This is a genomic window from Methylomonas sp. Uni0011 (genome assembly GCF_056850255.1).
In genome coordinates this window covers 233,483-250,022 of sequence record NZ_JBVVNO010000003.1, presented here as the reverse complement: position 1 = coordinate 250,022, position 16,540 = coordinate 233,483, and the positions used below count along the sequence as shown (strand labels likewise).

Below are 16,540 nucleotides of genomic sequence, written 5' to 3'. Positions count from 1 at the left end.
TGGGTACTGAACCCGCGACCGCCAATATCCTTGCCGCCGGCCCTTTGGCTCGGTATTTGCTTTTCTGGTGTGCGCTGCGGAGTCGTTTCGTGTGCGGCTTCCAGCCTTGCCGGTCTAACACGCTATTGCCGGCGGCCAACGCGCCTTATCCGGCGCCTCGCTAACTGCTAATTCAAAGAACCGGCTGCGCGGTCGAAACGCCGCCGCGATGGAGTCATGATGGAGAAATGGTTCGACAGCCTGAACGAATATTTTGCCGGTGTCCCGCTAAGGGCAATCCGGTTTAAGTGGGCGATTTTACTGACCACTCTCGCGCTAACCCTGTTTTTGCTATTCGGCGCGCTGACTCGCACCAGCATCAACACCGCCGCCAACAGCTTTCTGGACCGGAGCGACCCGGCCATCGTCGCGTTGGATAAATTTCGCCGCCAGTTCGGTAGCGACGACTCGGTATTTTTGGTCTACCGGGCCAAGGACGGCGACGTATTCTCGCGGCGTTCGCTGTCCGCGTTGCAAACCTTGACCGACGACTTGGAAAACTGGCGCGAGCTTGGCGACCAGGTCAAGGATGCCGGCGGCCAGACCGCAAACTTGGACGAACTGCGCCATATTCGCCGGGTACAGTCTTTAAGCAACATCCGGGTGCAAAGCGCCGACGGCGATACCTTGCACTCCAACCGCTTGGTGCCGCGGCAATTACCCGACAGTCCGGCCGAATTCGCCGCAATCAAAGCCAAGGCGCTGGCGCAAAAAGACTATCGGCTGGCGTTTTACTCGCCGGACGGCCAATACGCGGCGGTGTTGATCCAAACCGATTTCGGCGCCATCCCGGTCAAGGACTACGTGCCCAAGGTCAACGGCGACGGCGTGGCCTTGGACGACAGCTTCGGCGATGTGGCGGGCGGTGCCGACACGCTGAAGTTCGACGATAGCGCCGAGGTGCAAACCATCCAGTACGAGAAGGTCGATAACTTTGTTTACGCCCGCTTCGTCAAGGCCTTGAAAGCGGTATACCAACGCTACGACAACGACTTCGAATTTTATTCGGTCGGCTATCCGCCGCTGATGGAATTCGTGCAGCAAGTGCTGCAGCAATCGGCCGGCTTGAACCTGGGCATGATTCTGATCAACGTGGTACTGCTGTGGGTGTTGTTCCGCTCGTTCAGCGCGGTGCTTTGGCCGGTATTGATCGTGCTGTTCAGCATCGTCTGGGTCACCGGCGCGGTGGCCTGGGCCGGCAAGAGTCTATCGACGATGATCAGTCTGACCGTGATGTTGGTGTTCGTTTGCTGCATGGCCGATTGCATCCACGTCATCAGCATTTACCAAGCGCGCCGTCAGGATGGCGACCACCACCGGCAGGCGCTCTCGGATGCGTACGCCACCGCCGGCTTGCCGATGTTGATAACCAGCATCACCAATATGACCGGTACTTTTTCGCTGATTTCGTCCGAGCTTTATCCGATCCGGGTATTCGCGGCGATGTCCACCTTGGGCGTCGGACTGGCCTATTTATTTTCGGTGCTGCTGCTGCCTATCCTGTTGGATTTCTGGCATCCCGGCGTGACCGATGCCTCGGTCAAACCGGGCTGGACGCGGCGTATCGCGAATCGTTGGCTGACCTTATCCGCGCCGGTTCGCACGGCTTGGGGCATCGGCTACGTCGGCTTGGTCATGTTGGCCTTGGGCCTGAGCGTGGGCGGCTACATCGCGTTGATTTCGGTGTTGACCTACGGCGTGGTACGCGGCCAGAAACGCTTGTTGACAGCCGTGCCGCGCTTGGCCTCGCGGCAATTTCGGCTGTCCTTGCTGTTGTTCGGCATATTGGTCGCGGCCTGCTGGTACGGCGAAAGCCAATTGCGCATCGATTCCAACGTCACCGAACTGACCCGGGAAGGCAGCAGCATCCGCGTGGCCTATCAGACCGCCGACAGCAAAATGGCCGGCACGCAAAACATGGAAATCATGCTGGACACCAAAACGGCGGACGGCATTCTCGACCCAAAAATTCTGACCCGGATCGATAAGCTGCAACAAAAAATCGCCGAAAAATATCCGGACCAGGTCAGCCGCACCTATTCGCTGGCGAATCTGGTCAAGGACACTTACCGGGTGCTGAACGAAGACCGGCCGGAGTTTTACCGCATCCCGGACTCACAGACGATGGTGGCGCAATTGTTATACCTGTTCAACAGCGTCAATCCGGCCGACCGGCGCGGCATCGTCTCGGACGACTACAGCCAGTCGCATATCAGCGTCAATGTCTATAGCGCCGGCTCTTCGCAGTACCAAGCCTTCTTCGACGAAGTGAACCGCGAAATCGAACAAGTGTTCGGCGACGTGAAAGCCGAGTTTCCCAATCTGGAAGTGACTTTGACCGGCACGGTACCGCTGGCGATGCGGACCCAGGCCATCATCGCCCATTCTCAATACGACGGCTTTTTGTTGGCGCTGGGCGTGATCAGCGTGATTATCTTCCTGACGCTGGGTTCGGTGCAGGCCGGTTTGCTGTCCTTGATTCCCAACGTGATTCCGGCCTTGTTCACCTACGGCCTGATGGGCTTGCTGGACATTCCGCTCGACACCGATACCTTGCTGTTGGCGCCGGTCATCATCGGCTTGGCGGTGGACGACACCATCCATTTCATGACTCATTACCGACAGGCGCTGATCAAGACCCGGCAGATGGCCGAAGCCTTGCGGGAAACGATAGAGGAAGTCGGCCCGTCGATACTGTTCACCGGCATGGTGTTGGGCCTGGGTTTTTCGATTCAAGGTTTTTCCGACTACCTCGGCACCGCGAAGATGGGCATCTTCGGCGGCTTGGCGATTTTCGTCGGCATCTTGTGCGAACTGTTTTTGCTGCCGGCCCTGCTGGTGGCCTTCAAACCGAAATTCGGTCTCAAACAGGTCGATACGACCGTCAATTTATGAGGTTCAAGCATGCGTAATACCCTTGCAAATCGGCTGATTCTGGCGACGGTCTGCGCCTTACTGGCTCAGCCGGCGGCGGCCGAGGAAGGCGGCGCGCCGGACGGGCGGGCCATATTGGAAAAGCTGTCCGACTATCAGCGCAGCATCACCGACTCGGCCTTCGTCAAATCGCGCTTGTCCAGTTGCCAATACGGCATCAAGGACAACAAAATCACCTGCGCCGAAACGCCCCGAGAAAAACTGCTGGAAGCGGTCGGCATTAACGACGGCAAGAATAAAAAAGACACCAAGGCGGTAACCATCGTGCTGGAACCGGCCTCAGAAAAAGGCGTGGGCATGTTGAATTACAGCTACGACGAAACCGGCAAGGACAACGAAACCTGGCTGTATTTGTCGGCGCTGGGCAAGGTCAAACGCATCGCCAGCGGCAATTCCGACGAGGATTCCGAGCCGGCCTCGCTGTTCGGTTCGGAATTCACCACCGAGGACACCGAAACCGGCAAACTGGACGATTACACGATCAACGTCCTGGGCAAAGCCGTGGAAGCCGGCCGGCCGGTTTGGAAAATCGAAACCATCCCCAATGCCGAGCGCGCCCGCAAGACCCGCTACGGCCGCCGGGTGATGTACGTCGATAAGGAGCGCTACGTGTCGTTGCGGGTCGAGCTGTACGACAAGCAAAACAAGGAAATCAAACGCTTGCTGACGTCCAAGGTCGAGGAAATCAAAGGGGTCTGGACCGCGCGTTCGCAAACCATGATGAATCTGGTCACCAACCGGCTGTCGAATATGGCGCGGAGCGAGATCAACAGCGGCGTCAACATTCCGGAAGACTTTCTGACCCAGCGAACCTTGACCGATGTGGCCTTCCGGGAAACCACGTTGGCACAACTACGGGCTCAAGTGAATTAACGGTGATCCGTTGCCGTCCGCCAAGACGATAGGCCGGACCCGGCCATTGCGCTGGCTGGCCCTCGCCTTGGCGTTGACGACCGCCGCTCGGGCCGAGCCGACGCTTGACTTGCCGGGCACCGGCTCGCTGGCGTTCGACGATAACGCGGTCTTAGCGGCAGCAGATGCCGGTTCCGAATTTTGGGACAAATTCACCTTCAAATTCACCCAACTGGTTTACGCGCAGGTCCACGACCACAAAACCGATTCCGGCGCGTTGAAACAAGCGACTGTGGAAGACAACCGGCTCGGCCTGTTAATCAAATACCAGAATCCGTTCGCGCCAGGTTGGAATCTGCAAGGCAGCGGCCAAGCCAAATTGTATTGGCCGTCGGATTACGACTTCGAAGGCTTGAGCAGCCAGTCGATCGAAATGGAGCAACGCCTGGACAACCTCGAAATGCGGCTGAACGAGCTATACCTGAGCAAGACCTTCGGCAGCCACACCTTCAAACTGGGCCGGCAGACCTTGGTCTGGGGGGAAGCCGAAGGCAATTCGGTGCTGGACACCTTGAACGTGCTGGAATACCGCGACCTCAGCACGATAGAGGTCGAAGACGCCCGTATCAACCAATGGTTCGCGGTGTGGGAGCATTTCGCCGACGCCAGGCGTTGGGCGATGTTCGTCAATCTGAATCCACAATTCAACCCGCTGCCGCGCAAAGGCAGTCCGGCTTACGTGGCACCCTTGTTTCCGATCGACGCCCCCGACTCGGACCGCCACCGGGTCGAGGCCGGGGCGCGGATGCAGTGGTCGGTCGAACATAGCGATGTTTCGCTGATGGCGGCGTATCTGTATGAAAACCAACTGCATTACCTGACGCCAGTCAGACTTTCCGGCCATATTCAGGCCAAGGACAACGGTTACTGGCTGCTCGGCGCCAGCGCCAACCGGGCCATCGGCAAATTATTGTTGAAGCTGGATCTAGCCTACAGCGTCGGCTTGCTCGAGGACACCACCATTTTGGCGCCGATCCCGCATACCTCGACGGTGCGAAAAGACCAAATCGGCGCATCCTTGGGCTTCGATTACGCACTGACCAACGACCAAAGCATCAACGCTTCGGTGCTGGCGCGCTCATTTCTGGCTCACGACAGCGGCTTGGCTCCCGGCGAACGCACCGCCAACGGCGATATCTTCGGCACCTGGCTGATACGCTACAACTGCCGTTTTTTGAACGATACCCTGACCTTCACTTCCTTCAACCAAGGCACGCTGAATGCCGGTCAAGCGCTGAGCAGCGCAATGCTAAGCTATGCTATCGACGACCACTGGTCGGTAATGGGGACGGTGATCGCTACCTTTGCGAATAAGCGGAGTGCGTTGCCGATTCTGGATCAGGACGTCAGGGTGGGATTTAGTATCAGTTTCTCGCTATAGAGTTGCCCGGGCCGAGCCTTACTGACACGTTGGATTCTAGCAAGGGTTTACCGGACTGTAGCCGGTGACGATCGCACTGCCGACAATGATTTGGCAGGAAACGGCCTTTGCACCCGACGGCGGGGTGCAAAGGCCTAACGACATTAGGCAAAAACGCTGGATTTGCGACGGCCTTTAGCCAAAAAGCCGAGTAGTGCACTGGTCATGAACCAAACCGATGCGGGTAGCGGCACCGGGGCGCCGCCGTCTGAGGTGGCTTGGGAAGCTTGAATGTCAAACGCAAACAAGCGGTGTTCGTTACCGGCACCTTGGTGAGTCGGATCGACGAAAGCCAGACTCCAAGAGGTTTTACCTAGCAAATTCAGCATGCTGCTGGAGTGCTCGGTGACCCAACCAGCCGGCGACCACCAGCCTAATTGAAAATTGCTGGAACCGAGCAAGGTGCCGTTCGAGCTATCGGTTTTGATGTCGACATTACTGCCGTTTTGGGTAAACAGCACTGTCGCGGCGTCGGTGAAACTCAATACCGGGGTAATCGCCGCATTCCCTAATGTGCTGCTCAACGACGCGGTATCTTCGAAAATACCGAACTTTTCTCCGCTTGGGATGTTGAATAGCAGGGCAAAGGGATTGGCGAACTGCGCATCGTTATCCGTCGGCGCCCATACGCTGGCCGAGCTTGCACTGGACGCGACCAACAAACCGACCGCTAAACCCGCTTTCAGAACTTTTTTAACTTTCGTCATGGTTTATTTCCTATAAATTATTGAAGAGGTGCACAAATCTTAAATTTTGCGCCTTAGCATTAATATGGTACTGAAGGGTAACGACAAATATGACAGGTCAAATCTTTACGGCATTTTTATCGATCCGTCCGTAAACTGAGCCTGCCCGAACCATCCGCACCGCTTTTCGGAACCGCTATGGAACAACCCCGCCCCGACCCAGATGTCCTGCTAGCCCGGTTTGCACGCGACCAGGCCAAGGCCAAGCGCGGCCGGCTGAAGATTTTCTTCGGCGCCGCGGCCGGCGTCGGCAAGACCTTTGCGATGTTGCTGGCGGCCCGGGAACGCCGTGCCGACAATCTTGACGTCGTGGTCGGCATCGTCGAAACCCATGGCCGTAAAGAAACCCAGGCGCTGCTGGCCGGATTGGAAACCTTGCCGCTGCGCCGGATCGACTACAAAGGCACCGTGCTGCATGAATTCGATCTGGATGCCGCGTTGAAGCGGCGGCCAGCGATCATGCTGGTCGACGAATTGGCCCACTCCAACGCGCCCGGCTCCCGCCATCCGAAACGCTGGCAGGACATCCACGAACTGCTCGAAGCCGGTATCGACGTCTATACCGCGCTGAACGTGCAACATCTGGAGAGTCTGAACGACGATATCGGCCAGATCTCCGGCATCCGGGTCTGGGAAACGGTGCCGGATACCGTGTTCGAGGACGCCGACGAAGTCGAGTTGGTCGATCTGCCGCCGGACGAACTACTGAACCGGCTCAAGGAAGGCAAGGTTTACCTGCCGCAACAGGCCCAGGAAGCGATCAACCACTTCTTTCGCAAAGGCAATCTGATCGCGCTGCGGGAATTGGCCTTGCGCCAGACGGCGAGCAGGGTCGACGCCGAAATGCTGGATTACCGGCAAGACCACGCCATCCGCGAAGTCTGGCAGGTCAGCGAACGGATTCTGGTCTGCATCGGCCCGACCCCATTGGCCGAGCGCCTGGTCCGCGCCGGCAAGCGTCTGGCGACCAGCCTGCGCGCGGAATGGATCGTGGCCTACGTCGAAACCCCGCAGTTGCAGCGCTTGCCGGCGGAAAAGCGCGACGGCGTGCTGCGCATTCTGCGTCTGGCGGAACAACTCGGCGCGGAAACCGTGACCCTGAGTTCGCCGGATATGAGCGAAGCCTTGATCCGTTTTTCCCGGCAACGCAATATCGGCAAAATCGTGATCGGCAAACCCAGCCGGCGCGGCTGGCGGCGCTGGTTGTTCGGATCGGTGGTCGATACCCTGGTCAGCCGGGCCCATAATATCAACCTGTATCTGCTCGGCAGCCCGCAAACGCGGGAACGTGGCGCAGCCGCGCCGGAACTGGCGCTGTTCGGCAAAAGCCCCCTGCCCGGCCTGCGCCAACGCATCCCGGCCAAAACCAAGCGCCGTTACTTGGGCTACCTGTCGGCCTTTGCCGTCACTGGACTGGTCACCGCGACCGGCTATCTGCTGCTGGGCCGCCTGGAACCGGCCAATCTGGTGATGGTGTATTTGCTGGGCGTGATTTTCGTCGCCAGCCGTTTCGGCCGCGGCCCGTCGGTGCTGGCCTCGGTGCTCGGCGTCGGCTGCTTCGACCTGCTGTTCGTACAGCCGTACTACAGTTTTTCGGTGGCCGACAGCCAGTACCTGATTACGCTGTCGGCGATGCTGGCGGTCGGCATCGTGGTCAGTAACCTGACCGCGAACGTGCGTTCGCAAGCCAAGGTGGCCGCGCACCGCGAACGCCGAGCCGCGGCTTTGTATTCGATGAGCCGGGAGTTGGGTAGCAGCCAGACCGAAACCGACGTAGTGCGGGTCGCGGTAAAACATTTGTATGCCGAATTCAGCAGCCGCAACGTGATTCTGTTTCCGAACGCCAACGGCCGCATGGCGTTTCCGGCTGGAAAAGCCATCGCCGAATCGCTGCTCGGCGCCGATTTGAGCGTGGCCCAATGGGTATTCGACCACAACGAAATCGCCGGACAAGGCACCGACACCCTGCCCGGCGCCTCTGCCGTCTACTTCCCGATCCACGGCGACGACCAGGTATTGGGCGTGCTGGCCTTGTTGCCGGTCAATCTGCGCCGGGTGTTTTTACCGGAACAGCAAAAACTGCTGGAGACCTTTTTACGCCAGATCGGCCAAGCCATCGGCCGCATCCGCTTTTCGGAACGGGCCCGCTCCACCCAAATGCAAATGGAAGCGGAGCGCCTGCGCAACTCGCTGCTCAGCGCGATTTCCCACGATTTGCGCACGCCGCTGGCGACCATCATCGGTTCGGCCAGCACCATCGCCCACAACCCGCAAAAACTGGCGCCGCAGGACATCGTCGAACTCGGCCAGGGCATTGTCGACGAAGCCGAACGGATGGCGAATCTGGTCAACAACATCCTGGACATGGCCAAGCTCGAAGCCGGCGTGCTGGAGTTGAACAAGCAATGGTATCCGCTGGAGGAAATCGTCGGTACCGCACTGAACCGGTTGCAAGCTCAACTGGCCGGCCGGCCGGTCACGGTCAAGCTGCCGCCCGGCATCCCGTTGGTGCTGGTCGATTCGGTGATGATCGAACAGGTCTTGATCAATCTGCTGGAAAACGCCGTACGCTATACCCCGGCGGGCAGCGCGCTGGAAATTTCGGCCGACTTCGGCGACAGTTCGGTGGAAATCGCCGTCGCCGACCGCGGCCCCGGCATTCCGCGCGGCCTGGAAGAACGCCTGTTCGAAAAATTCTACCAAGGCCGCCAGGAGACGGCGCAAAGCGGCGTCGGCCTGGGCCTGGCAATCTGCCGCGCGATCGTCGAAATCCACGGCGGCACCATCAGTGCGCGCAACCGGCCGGAAGGCGGCGCGCTATTCGCTTTCAAGCTGCCGCTGGACCAAGCGCCGCCCGAAGTCGAACCCGAGGAATAAAGCACAACGGAAACCCGCGCCATGTCCAAAACCGACCCCGTTATCATCGTCATCGAAGACGACCCGGCCATCCGCCGCTTTCTGCGCACCAGCCTGCATAGCAACGGCTATAAAGTGTTCGATGCCGAGACCGGCAAACAAGGCTTGGTCGAATTGGGCGTGCGCAAGCCGGACTTGCTGATCCTGGACCTGGGGCTGCCGGATATGGACGGCGTCGACGTGATCAAGGCGGTGCGAGCCTGGTCGGCGCTACCGATCATCATCCTCTCGGCCCGTAGCGGCGAACAACAAAAAATCGACGCGCTCGACGCCGGAGCGGACGACTACCTGACCAAACCCTTCGGTTTCGGCGAATTGCAGGCGCGGATTCGAGTAGCTCTGCGCCACGCCTTACGCCCGCCGGACTCGGCGCCGGAGTCCGTGTTTACCACCGGCAATTTGCAGGTCGACCTGAGCAACCGGGTGGTTAAAGTCGACGACCGCGAAATCCACCTGACGCCGATCCAATACCGGCTGCTGTCGGTACTGGTCAAAAATGCCGGCAAAGTACTGACCCACCAGCAAATTCTCCGAGAAGTCTGGGGCCCCAATTACCAGGAACACGCCCACTATCCGCGGATTTACATGAGCCAGCTCCGGCAAAAACTGGAAGCCGACCCCGCCCAGCCCAAACTGCTGCTCACGGAATCCGGGCTGGGTTACCGGCTCAAGGTTTGGTAACGCCGCTCTAGAAGGTCACCACCACGTCGGCACCGAAAATAAACTGGCTGTCCTTGTTACGCTCGTCGTAAGCATCGACGCCTTCCGACCAGTCGTAGCGCGCTTCCGGCCGCAGCATCAGCCATTTGGCCGGCTTCCAGTTCACGCCCAGCGTCGCGGCATAATAATTGGCCGGCCCGGTGGCCAACACCGCGCAACTGGGGCACATTTGGCCGACCCGAACGCCGTCGTCGTCGCGAAACCACTCGCCGCGAACGCCTACACCCACCGTATCGGTGACGTCGTATTTCAATTGCGAATGGATACCGTACCATTCGGCGTCCGCAAAATTGTTCAACGGATGCTGTTGCTCTATACCGTGGTCGTGCTGCAGCACGTAGTGCCAGCGTTCGGCGAAGTTGTGCTGGAAGACCAGGCTGTAAAAGGTGCGATTGTCGCGCTTCTTGATGCCCGTCTGGCGCTGGAATTCGCGCAGATTGTTGTCGCTGTTGACGTCACCGGTAATCAGCGTGGCCGTGAACGAAGTCGCCGCGTCGTCGCTGGTCCAGGTGGCGCCGCCCAGGAAATTCCAGTTCTCCATATTTTTGTCAAAGCCGTCCCAGGCGCCGTTGCCGTCCAGCACGCCGTTGAGTTTGGTGTGGCCGCCGGTCACCGCGCCCAAGGTCACGCTCAGATTTTGGTGCACCGGATAGGTAGTGGTCATACCGAAATGGGTAAACGGCTCGCCGTATTGGAAGGTATACGGATGGGTGTAGAAGAAATTATCCGGCGACAGTCCGGTCTCGTAACCCATGATCGTGTAAAACCGGCCGATGCGCGTCGTCAAACCCTTGCCGATCGGCGTGAAGATGTCCAGATAGGCATTCGGGATCGCCAGTTTGTAGAAGCGCTCGTCGGAACCGATCAAGCGATTGTCCCAATGACCGCCGCCGTAGGGGTTGATGGTGTTAAAGCGGGCATCGCTGCCGTACATCAGGGTCAGCTTGCCGCCGATGTCCCAATGGTCGCCGGCGGTATCGACATCTCGAATCAACTCGCCGCCGAGTTGATGCAAATTGAATTCGTTGGCCCGGTCGGCAAACACCACGGTACCGTTGTAGCCGTCGCCAGGATCGTTGGCGTTGTAGACGATACCGGCGTCGGCCCAACTGTGGACGCGCAAGCCGGCGGCTTTCATCCAAGGCAAGTCGTTGATTAGCGACAAGCCGTTCAATAAGCCGGCGCGCTCTTCAGCGGGAAGCGGCGACATCGCCATCAATAGCGGTGCGGCATATAGCCATTCGCGAGTTCGGGAAGCAGGGGTTGGCATGAGTATTCTCCTGTCGGTCAATGAGTCAGCAAACTTTTTTCGGGCGCAAACGCCCCCGCAAGCCGGAAAATCCGGCTTGAATGGTTAGGGTTGAAGAATATTTAATGGCTAAAACCGGCGGCTTAGTCCGGGCGAGTGAGATAAGCGCGCCAACCGCCAAAGCCGGTGATGTCCAGTGCCTCGCGCACGGCGGCCGCCTCGCAGACAAAGCCCTGCACGCTAGTACCATCCTGCAATTGCACGCGGCCTATGCCCAGTGGCGCCGGGATTTCGGCGACGAATTCGCCGTATCGGTGAATTGGCAAAGCCCAGACCTCGACGGCGATGGCCGCGCCGGTGTCGTCGCGCACCATGCCGGGCCGCTTGCCGTCCGGCAATGCGTACAGCCGGTAAGTCGGCGCGGTGTGCGTGCGTTGCAACAAGATGCCGCCGCGGCCGGTCAACAGATGATTCAGCGGCAGACCGGACAGATGCGCGCCGCACACCGCGACCCGGACAAAGCCGGCCGCATCGTCGCTATCCTCTCCGGGAAATTCGGTGCTTAAGGTTTCGGAGACACCCAATTTATGCGGCGCCAACTGTTCTCGGCGTTTCGCCAACGCCAGCAAAGCCCGGTCGGCAAAAGCCGGCGCGCACAACGTGATGCCGAACGGCAGGCCATTGCTGCGAAACCCGGCCGGCAGTGCGATGGCGCTGAGGTCGAGCAGATTCATGAAATTGGTGTAATAGCCCAGCCGGCTGTTCAATTCGACCGGATTGGCGTCGACAGCGGCAATCGGGTAAATCGTGCCGGTGGTCGGCGTGACTAACACATCGACCTGTTGCCAGATCGCATCGCTTTGCTGCTTCAAGTCCTGTAAGCGGTAAAACGCACGCCAGGCGTTGGCGGCCGACAAGTCCGACGCTTTGGCCAAAATGTCCCTGGTAACCGGAAATAAAGCCTCGGGCTTGGATTGCAGGAGGTCACCGGCCACCAGATAACGCTCGGCCAGCCACGGCCCGGCATAGAGCAAGCCGGCGGCATCCAGCAAGGGCTGAATGTCCACTTCGACCATGCTGCCGCCTTGGGCCTGTATTTGCGCGACAGCCTCGGCAAACAAGACTTCCGCTGCTTCGTCGCCGAAAAATTGCAATTGCTCCGGCTTCGGCACTCCGCAGCGAAAGCCGCCGGCAAAGCCGGGCGGCACCGGCAAGGGCTGATCTGGGCGGTTGTAAGCGTCCGCAACGTCGTACACATTGGCGACTTGTAGCACCCGCTCGGCGTCGGCGGCCGTCAACGCAAACACCGAGACGCAATCCAAACTACGACAAGCCGGCACCACGCCAGACGTGCTTAACAAGCCCCGCGTTGGTTTAACACCGACCAAGTTATTGAAGGCCGCCGGCACCCGACCGGACCCGGCTGTGTCGGTGCCCAAGGCAAAACTGGCCAGACCGCTGGCCACCGCGACTGCCGAGCCGGAACTGGAGCCGCCGCCGATGTATTCTGAATCAAAACTGTTACAGCACACGCCGTAGGGCGAGCGGGTACCGACCAAGCCGGTCGCAAATTGGTCCAGATTGGTCTTGCCGACTGGAATCGCGCCGGCGGCGATCAATTGCCGGACCACGAACGCCGATTGCTCGGGCTGGTAGGCATAGGCCGGGCAAGCCGCCGTCGTGAGTAAATCGACCAGATCGATATTGTCCTTGATCGCAAACGGAATCCCATACAAGGGCAACTCGTCCGGCGATTGGTCCGCCAATGCCGCGGCGTAAGCCTGCAGCCGTTCGAGCGGCAAGCGGCTGATCCAGACCCCGCGCTGCGGTGCCGATTCCAATCGCTGCCACAGCATGCTTACCAGCGCCATCGGCGTGAGCATACCGTCGCGGTAGGCGTGGCTCAGACCAGCGATGCTCAGGACTTCCGGTAATTCGCTCCAGGTTTTCATGCCTCCTCCCCGGCCTGCAACACCAGTAAATCCTGGCCGGCGCTGATTTGTCCGCCTTCGGCGCAAAACACTTGCCAGACCGTGCCGTCCTCTGGTGCCGCGACCGGAAATTCCATTTTCATCGATTCGACCACCACCAAGGCGTCGCCTTGCTTAACCCTATCGCCGGCCTTGACCAGTACTTGCCAGACGTTGCCGGCAATATGGCTGGCAACGGACCGGGCACCGGCTGGCAAGTCCAGCTCGGTGTCGATAGCCGCCGCCGCGACGGCCTGATCATCGGCATAAACCTGTCCAGCTTGCGCCCAGCGTTCACGTTCGGCGTCGAAGGCCGCCTGTTGCCGGCTTTTACATGCGGTAATTTCGTCGGCGTGTGTGCGCAGAAAGTCGTTGTACTGGCGCAAACTAAAGGTCTCCTCGCGGATATCCAGTTTGAGCTTGCCGCTGATGAGGTCCTGCCGGTAACGCAGCAATTCCTCGGCGGATACCGGATAGAAGCGGATTTGGTCGAAAAAGCGCAGCAGCCAAGGCTTGCCGTCGCGAAAATCGGCGGTTTGCCGGTAGCGGTTCCACATCGGCACGGTGCGACCGACAAACTGGTAGCCCCCCGGGCCTTCCATGCCGTAGACGCACAGATAAGCACCGCCGATACCGACCGCATTCTCCGGGGTCCAGGTCCGGGCCGGGTTATATTTGGTGGTCACCAGCCGGTGACGCGGATCGACAGGCGTCGCCACCGGCGCGCCGAGGTAGACGTCGCCCAAGCCCATCACCAGATAACTGGCGTTGAACAGGATGTCCTTAACCTGGTCGATACTGTCCAGACCGTTAATGCGGCGGATGAATTCGATATTGCTCGGGCACCATGGCGCGTCCTTGCGCACCGACTGCATGTATTTTTCGATCGCCAGTTGCGTGGACGGGTCGTCCCAAGACAGCGGCAGATAGACAATGCGGGTCGGCACTTCCATATCCTCGATGGCCGGCAATTCGGTTTCGGCTTGCGCCAAAATTAGCATCAACTCGTCCAGCGGCAGGCGGCGGTCGTAATGCACTTGCAAGGAGCGGATGCCCGGCGTCAGATCGACGATGCCGGCGATGGCGCGCTGTTGTAACCAGGTCATCAAGGCATGCACCCGAAACCGCAGATTAAGATCCAATACCAAGGGACCGTACTCGATCAGCAGATTGCGGTCGCCGGCCTGGCGATAGGTTACCGCCACCCGGTTTTGGTCGGCTGGACGCTGGGCGAGGATGCAGCTTTCCGCGAAATCGGGTGGTGCCGGCAGTTCCGGTAGCGTGGCATGAGCCGGATCGGCCAAGGCCTGCTCGACCTGAGCATCCAGCTTCGAAGCTTGTGAGCGGTTCAGGCGGATAAAACGCACGCTATTACCGGGCTTCAATTGGCCCAGCTTCCATAATTCGGCTGCGACCACGGTGGCCGGGCAGACAAAACCGCCGAGACTGGGGCCGTCCGGGCCGAGAATGACCGGCATGTCGCCGGTGAAATCCACCGCGCCGATGGCGTAGGCGTTGTCGTGGATGTTGGACGGATGCAACCCGGCTTCGCCGCCGTCGCTACGGGCCCAGCGCGGTTTCGGGCCGATCAGGCGGATGCCGGTGCGATTGGAGTTGTAATGCACCTCCCAATCGGTCGCGAAAAATTCGGCGATGTCCTCGTCGGTAAAAAAATCCGGCGCGCCGTGCGGCCCGTATAGCACGCCGATTTGCCAGTGTTCGGCGTAACGGGGCAGCGCGCCAGGATTCGGCGCAACTTCCTCTGCCATAGCGGTTTCCGCCGAGACCGGCAGCACGTCGCCGACCCGCAGCACCCGGCCGCCGTGACCGCCGAACTGGCCCAGCGTGAAGGTGGCTCGGCTGCCCAGGTATTCCGGCACGTCGAAGCCGCCTTGTATCGCCAGATAGGCGCGGCAACCCTGGCCGACGATAGCGCCCAGTTTCAGTACGTCGCCGGCCGCTACCGCAATCGCCTGCCAGTAGGGTACGGCTTGACCGTTCAACTCGGCTTGCATCGCCGCGCCGGTTAACACGATGCGGGTGGCAAAATTGAAGCGCAGGCTAGGGCCGTTGATGGCCATTTCCAGCCCGGCCGCATCCTCCGGATTACCCAAAAGCCGGTTTGCCAAGCGAAAGGCCAGCATATCCATCGGCCCGGACGGCGGCACGCCGACGTCCCAATAACCCAAGCGCCCCGGATAATCCTGGATCATGCTTTGGGTGCCGGCTTCCAGTACGTCCAGGGTGCGCGGCTGGTAACTCAGGCCGGCCAGGTAGGCGGTGATCTGGCGGCCGCTGCGAAACACGTCGTCGGCGACGATCTGCCGCAAATAGGCCAGATTGGTTTCGATGCCGTACAGGCGGGTGTCGGCCAAAGCGCTATCCATTTGCGCCAGGGCCTGTTCGCGGTCGGCGGCGTGGACGATGACTTTAGCCAGCAAGGGATCGTAATGCGGCGTGACATCCAGGCCGTTCTCCAGCCAATGGTCGACCCTGACCGCGGCTGGAAACCGGCAATCGGTCAGCAGGCCGGATGAAGGCTGGAAATTTTTGTTCGGGTCTTCGGCGTACACCCTGACTTGCATAGCCCAGCCTTGTGGCGCATGCCGGTATTGATCCAGAAATGCCCGGTCGCCGGCCGCCAACCGCAACATCCAGGCCACCAGATCGGTGCCGGTGACTTGCTCGGTGACGCCGTGTTCGACCTGCAAGCGGGTGTTGACTTCCAGAAAATAAAATTCGCCGCTGTCCTGGTCGTAAACGAATTCGACCGTGCCGGCGGAGCGGTAATTCACTGCCTCGGCCAGCGCCAAGGCATGGCGGTATAAGGCCGCGCGGGTCGCGTCGCTGAGACCCGGTGCCGGGGTTTCCTCTATCACTTTCTGGTTACGACGCTGTACCGAACAATCGCGCTCGCCCAAATGGATCATCCGCCCGGCGCCGTCGCCGAAAATCTGTACCTCGATGTGACGGGCGCGCTCGATGAATTTTTCCAGATACAAGCCGCTGTCCTTGAAGTTGGCCGCGCTCAAGCGCTGCACCACCGCAAACGCCTCGCATAGCTCGGCCTCGCTGCGGCACAAACGCATGCCGATACCGCCGCCGCCGGCGGTACTTTTCAACATCAACGGGTAACCGATCGCGCTCGCCGCTGCCACGGCCTGATCGATGTCCGCCAGCAAACCGGTGCCCGGCAGTAAGGGTACGCCGCAGGTTTTGGCGATCTCGCGGGCGGTGTGCTTCAAACCAAAGTGCCGCAATTGTTCCGGCGTCGGGCCGACGAAGACGATGCCGGCGGCCGCGCATTGCTCGGCGAACTCGGCGTTTTCGCTCAGGAAGCCGTAGCCGGGATGAATGGCCTCGGCGCCGGTAGCCAATGCCGCTGCCAAAATCCGCTCGCCGCGCAAATAGCTGTCGGCCGCCGCTGCGCCGCCGACGCACACCGCTTCGTCGGCTTCCCGGACGTGGCGGGCGTGGGCGTCGGCTTCGGAATACACCGCAACGCTGGCGACGCCCAATTCTTTTAAGGTCCGCATGATGCGGCAGGCGATTTCGCCGCGATTGGCGATCAAAACCTTGTTAAACATGAATCCTCGTTTGGCGGGCCGTCCCGCCTTGACATACCGGCACCGGG

9 protein-coding genes are annotated in these 16,540 nt (G+C 60.0%); 5 read left to right on the top strand and 4 right to left on the bottom strand.

Features of this window, described 5'->3' with window-relative positions; genetic code table 11:
• Positions 1 to 216 precede the first annotated feature (216 nt).
• The 3 genes from AC0IM9_RS06410 to AC0IM9_RS06400 are packed head-to-tail and all read left to right on the top strand — an operon-like array spanning position 217 to position 5,266.
• Positions 217 to 2,934, top strand: coding sequence for an efflux RND transporter permease subunit (locus AC0IM9_RS06410; RefSeq protein ID WP_482803440.1), 2,718 nt, complete (start codon positions 217 to 219; stop codon positions 2,932 to 2,934).
• Positions 2,935 to 2,943: 9 nt separating this feature from the next.
• Positions 2,944 to 3,846, top strand: a complete 903-nt coding sequence (locus AC0IM9_RS06405) for an outer membrane lipoprotein-sorting protein (protein ID WP_482803439.1) — start codon at positions 2,944 to 2,946, stop codon at positions 3,844 to 3,846.
• Positions 3,847 to 3,856: 10 nt separating this feature from the next.
• Positions 3,857 to 5,266, top strand: coding sequence for a DUF1302 family protein (locus tag AC0IM9_RS06400; protein WP_482803438.1), 1,410 nt, complete (start codon positions 3,857 to 3,859; stop codon positions 5,264 to 5,266).
• 143 nt (positions 5,267 to 5,409) lie between these two features.
• On the opposite strand, the gene AC0IM9_RS06395 is transcribed toward AC0IM9_RS06400, so the two are convergent.
• Positions 5,410 to 6,012 (bottom strand): hypothetical protein, encoded by a 603-nt coding sequence (locus AC0IM9_RS06395; protein ID WP_445372590.1) that lies wholly within the window; start codon positions 6,010 to 6,012, stop codon positions 5,410 to 5,412.
• A gap of 177 nt (positions 6,013 to 6,189) precedes the next feature.
• On the opposite strand from AC0IM9_RS06395, the gene AC0IM9_RS06390 reads away from it, so the two are divergent.
• On the top strand, positions 6,190 to 8,928 hold the full coding sequence (locus AC0IM9_RS06390; RefSeq protein WP_482803437.1) for a DUF4118 domain-containing protein: 2,739 nt from the start codon (positions 6,190 to 6,192) through the stop codon (positions 8,926 to 8,928).
• Positions 8,929 to 8,949: 21 nt separating this feature from the next.
• A complete protein-coding gene (locus AC0IM9_RS06385; protein WP_445372588.1) occupies positions 8,950 to 9,648 on the top strand; it encodes a response regulator in 699 nt (232 codons plus the stop codon).
• A 7-nt stretch (positions 9,649 to 9,655) separates the two neighbouring features.
• Here the strand turns inward: AC0IM9_RS06385 and AC0IM9_RS06380 are convergent, their stop codons facing one another.
• The 3 genes from AC0IM9_RS06380 to uca form a co-directional block, all read right to left on the bottom strand.
• Positions 9,656 to 10,957, bottom strand: a complete 1,302-nt coding sequence (locus AC0IM9_RS06380) for a porin (RefSeq protein ID WP_482803436.1) — start codon at positions 10,955 to 10,957, stop codon at positions 9,656 to 9,658.
• A gap of 122 nt (positions 10,958 to 11,079) precedes the next feature.
• Positions 11,080 to 12,888 carry an allophanate hydrolase gene (atzF, locus tag AC0IM9_RS06375; protein WP_482803435.1) on the bottom strand — a complete coding sequence of 603 codons (1,809 nt, stop codon included), beginning with the start codon at positions 12,886 to 12,888 and terminating at the stop codon, positions 11,080 to 11,082.
• Positions 12,885 to 16,493 (bottom strand): urea carboxylase, encoded by a 3,609-nt coding sequence (uca, locus tag AC0IM9_RS06370; protein ID WP_482803434.1) that lies wholly within the window; start codon positions 16,491 to 16,493, stop codon positions 12,885 to 12,887. The genes atzF and uca overlap by 4 nt, the downstream gene beginning before the upstream one ends.
• Positions 16,494 to 16,540: the final 47 nt, after the last annotated feature.

What these genes read in the sequence shown, in the direction of transcription:
- AC0IM9_RS06410 (WP_482803440.1), top strand. Translation starts at nt 217, where the DNA reads ATGATGGAGAAATGGTTCGACAGCCTGAACGAATATTTTGCCGGTGTC.
- AC0IM9_RS06405 (WP_482803439.1), top strand. Translation starts at nt 2,944, where the DNA reads ATGCGTAATACCCTTGCAAATCGGCTGATTCTGGCGACGGTCTGCGCC.
- AC0IM9_RS06395 (WP_445372590.1), bottom strand. Translation starts at nt 6,012, where the DNA reads ATGACGAAAGTTAAAAAAGTTCTGAAAGCGGGTTTAGCGGTCGGTTTG.
- AC0IM9_RS06390 (WP_482803437.1), top strand. Translation starts at nt 6,190, where the DNA reads ATGGAACAACCCCGCCCCGACCCAGATGTCCTGCTAGCCCGGTTTGCA.
- AC0IM9_RS06385 (WP_445372588.1), top strand. Translation starts at nt 8,950, where the DNA reads ATGTCCAAAACCGACCCCGTTATCATCGTCATCGAAGACGACCCGGCC.
- AC0IM9_RS06380 (WP_482803436.1), bottom strand. Translation starts at nt 10,957, where the DNA reads ATGCCAACCCCTGCTTCCCGAACTCGCGAATGGCTATATGCCGCACCG.
- atzF (WP_482803435.1), bottom strand. Translation starts at nt 12,888, where the DNA reads ATGAAAACCTGGAGCGAATTACCGGAAGTCCTGAGCATCGCTGGTCTG.
- uca (WP_482803434.1), bottom strand. Translation starts at nt 16,493, where the DNA reads ATGTTTAACAAGGTTTTGATCGCCAATCGCGGCGAAATCGCCTGCCGC.